This is a genomic window from Pseudoalteromonas sp. SG44-1 (assembly GCF_014164315.1).
In the GTDB taxonomy this organism is placed as follows: Bacteria; Pseudomonadota; Gammaproteobacteria; order Enterobacterales; family Alteromonadaceae; genus Pseudoalteromonas; species Pseudoalteromonas rhizosphaerae.
This window is the reverse complement of sequence record NZ_JACJEW010000133.1, coordinates 1-2,631: the sequence shown is the minus strand read 5'-3', so window position 1 is coordinate 2,631 and position 2,631 is coordinate 1. Positions and strand designations below refer to the sequence as shown.

The following is a 2,631-nucleotide window of genomic DNA, read 5'->3' as shown; positions in this document are numbered from 1 at the left end:
TTCAGTTTTGACTTGTTCAATGAGTGTATTCATGACTTACCTCCAAGTTATGGGATAACCCCAAGGTAAGTGTGGCTCAAATGGTCAGAATAGGATCTCCGCGTAGCGGCTTAGTTCAACAATTTAATAGTGCGCTCATCGCGCATATTTTTGCCGATTTAACGCTTATTTATCTACTTTTAACAAATTACCTAAGGCATTACTATCACTAAGTTTTCTAAAACTTTAAAGTAAAGTTAAATAGAATAATTTACGCGCGCCGCTCATTTTCATGAATATATGCGCAAAGAGCAGTTTCACCAATCAATTAACTACGATATTTAGCCAATCTCAATGACCGGTTATCGCTCTATGCCGAAGTACGCCTGGGTGCCAATTGCGGACGTTCGTAACACCCACATAAAGGGCAGTAACACGTGGGCTAAAATCCGAGCAAAGTGACAGAGCCCACGTGTTACTGTCCCAGCGAAGCGCCTTAATGTGTTTGTTAGGTAAATTTTGGTAAATCCAATCCCTGCTCGTTAGCAATGCTCAACATCGATTCCACATATATCTCTCTGGATTCTGGTGTTGAGTGATACGATGTTCCAATGAACTTTAAATACTTTGGCTTAACACCCCTTGTAATACAGATATTAATGCCTTGTATGGACTTGTGTACTTCATCAGAGATAGAAATAAAATCACGATCCATGTCAAAGTCATCAGATTGGTACTTAAAAAGTTGTGGCAAGCTGCCTGCTGAATAAATGCGCGTAAGTACATCCATTGAGCGTTGAATATCCATGTTACCGAATTGTTTATCTAGGAAAGAAGTAACGCCTGAAGCACAAAAGCCAACTCTAGAAATACAATTTGGATAATTCTTAGAGTCGGACTTAAATAACGTATCAGATAGCTCTGCTATCGCAGCTCCCACACTATCGAGAACTTTACCACCATGAAATTTGAAGCCGATTACTTCATAGAGTTTAATAAACTCTTGACCGTATGTAATTAAGGTCATCATTACACGAGTGCCAAAAAAGTCAGCAAATGCTTCTATACTTTTACTATCGTTTTCACTTTCGTCTTTGTGTTCATTATGCGAATGCATATAGTGAGCAACTTCATGGCTAATGATTAATGCGTAGTAATGAAGTGCATCGATGCCATCAACTGCAGCATAACAAAAATCATTAGAAAATCGGATGCGAAGGTCGTCTCCTACGCCAACAACGCTAGCGTGATGCCGCGAAGTAGAATTTAATTCTACTTTTAGCTCAAAGTTAGCAGCAGGAGTAAAAAAACTCTCTAAGTCCTTTTTGGCTGTCAATACTACATCTTGACCTGTTACCATGTGATTTTACCTAACGAGACTGTAGAATAACTCCAACAGCCAAATTCAATAAAGAAACGAGCTCCTGTGATTAACTCTAAGCGTTTTTAAAGCATTAGGTAATGCATTTAGAACCCATAAAACAGGTTGTTTTTCTTAAAAAAGAGTAATTCTACAGCCTCAACGCTAAGCTTTGGGGCGTTAGCACGTGGGCTAAAATCCGAGCGAAGCGAGCCAGCCCACGTGTTAGCGTCCCAGCGACCGAAGGGAGTGCCAACAGCGTTTTGTTAGGCGTACAACTGAAAGTACGCAGCTTTGCTGCCACCACTAGCCAATTAGGCCGCGTATTTAAATTATTGAATTTAAGATAAAACAACCCTGTGCGAAATGCCAGATGTTAACGACAATGCTGGATAAAAGAGCGAGTTTAGAAAGCTGATAATGCAGAATGTTGGCGTTACGATATTGATGAAAAACGCGTTGCTAAAGCCGTTGAAACTACCGAAGAAGCAAGCCGGAAAAACAACCTAGCGAAACAACCTTGATGCCGTAATGTCACGTCTGAACCCACATTTTAATGCTGTAAGCAAATGACGCCTAACGCCTCAAACAACGGCTTGGTAAAGTTGGCGGCCTTTTTGCCCATGCAAAAAAGCTGACAGCTTTACCAAGTCCGCTTGCTTTGATTTGATACTCATTGAGCCTCCTCCCCAGCATCGCGATTATTCGCTACGCTGAAAAGGCAACTAACCTTTATAGGAGAAAGCTCATTGAACTTTTACAATAACATGCATCCGTATTATTGTGGTATCGATTTACACGCGCGATTACTTTACGTCTGTATCATTGATAATACAGGACTTATCCTTGTTCACAAGAAAATTAAAGATGACCCTGAAGCGCTACTAAAACTACTTAAGCCGTATATCGGTGACATTGTGGTTGGCGTAGAGTGCATGCACTGTTGGTATTGGGTCGCTGATTTTTGCAAAGAACACACTATCGACTTTATTCTTGGTCATGCGCTATACATGAAGGCGATTCATGGCGGTAAAGCTAAAAACGATAAAATAGATTCACATAAAATTGCCAAACTCATCCGTGGTGGTAATTTCCCACTTGCTTATGTGTATGACAAAGATATGCGTGCTACACGCGACTTATTACGGCGCAGAACTAAAATCGTCCGTCATGGCGCTGATTTAAAAGCCCATGTCGCCAATACTGCCAGCCAGTACAATTTACCTGCCCATAATGTCAATTTAAAAAACGTCTGCGACAGAGAAAAAATGCGCTATTACTTTCCTGATCCC

General features: G+C 40.8%; 2 protein-coding genes. One reads left to right on the top strand and one right to left on the bottom strand.

All coding sequences use genetic code 11. The annotated features are described in order from the left end of the window. Positions 1-487: 487 nt before the first annotated feature. Complete coding sequence (locus tag H5187_RS23065) at positions 488-1,339, bottom strand: hypothetical protein (protein ID WP_182785381.1); 852 nt, start codon at positions 1,337-1,339, stop codon at positions 488-490. Positions 1,340-2,088: 749 nt separating this feature from the next. Here H5187_RS23065 and H5187_RS23060 point away from each other — a divergent pair. Next, a partial coding sequence (locus tag H5187_RS23060; protein ID WP_182798426.1) for a transposase occupies positions 2,089-2,631 on the top strand: 543 nt, incomplete at its 3' end.

Excerpts from the sequence above, each read along its gene's own strand:
- H5187_RS23065 (WP_182785381.1), bottom strand. The coding sequence starts at position 1,339 with ATGGTAACAGGTCAAGATGTAGTATTGACAGCCAAAAAGGACTTAGAG.